Annotated in this window: 1 protein-coding gene; it reads left to right on the top strand. The window is 57.5% G+C overall.

From position 1 onward, the window contains the following. Positions 1-685: IS3 family transposase (locus AVJ23_RS21925; protein WP_058864359.1), on the top strand; the 685-nt coding region annotated here is incomplete at its 5' end. Between the last annotated feature and the right edge of the window lie 18 nt (positions 686-703).

Raw genomic sequence — 703 nt, forward strand, 5'->3', positions numbered from 1 at the left:
CCTAGGCAGTTATGGCCGTCCGCGGATGACCGAGGAGTTGAAGGAGTTGGGCCTGAACATTGGCCACCGCCGTGTCGGTCGTCTGATGCGTGAGAACGGCATCCGTGTTGAGCGGTCAAAGAAATACAAGGTGACGACCGACAGCAATCACGCCTTCAACATCGCGCCCAATCTGCTGAACCGCGACTTTCGCGCAGATCGCCCCAACCAGAAATGGGCGGGCGATATCAGTTACGTGTGGACCCGCGAAGGATGGTTATACTTGGCGGTGATCTTGGATTTGCATTCCCGCCGCATCATCGGCTGGGCAGTCAGCAATCGCATGAAACGCGACCTCGCGATCCGGGCGTTGAAGATGGCCGTCGCGCTCCGGCAACCGCCGAAAGGCTGCATCCACCATGCGGATCGCGGGTCGCAATACTGTTCTCACGATTATCAGAAGCTGCTGCGCCAGCACGGCTTCAAAGTGTCCATGAGCGGCAAAGGCAATTGCTTCGATAACTCAGCCGTCGAGACCTTCTTCAAAACGATCAAGGCAGAGCTGATCTGGCGACGTTCATGGCAGACGCGCCGGGACGCTGAAATCGCAATCTTCGAATACATCAATGGCTTCTACAACCCGCGCCGGAGACACTCAGCTTTGGGCTGCAAAAGCCCCGTCGTCTTCGAAAGAAAAGTGGCCTAAACGAGCACCTGGCGCGGC

Origin of the sequence: Pseudoponticoccus marisrubri (genome assembly GCF_001482405.1) — a bacterium.
In the GTDB taxonomy this organism is placed as follows: domain Bacteria; phylum Pseudomonadota; class Alphaproteobacteria; order Rhodobacterales; family Rhodobacteraceae; genus Pseudoponticoccus; species Pseudoponticoccus marisrubri.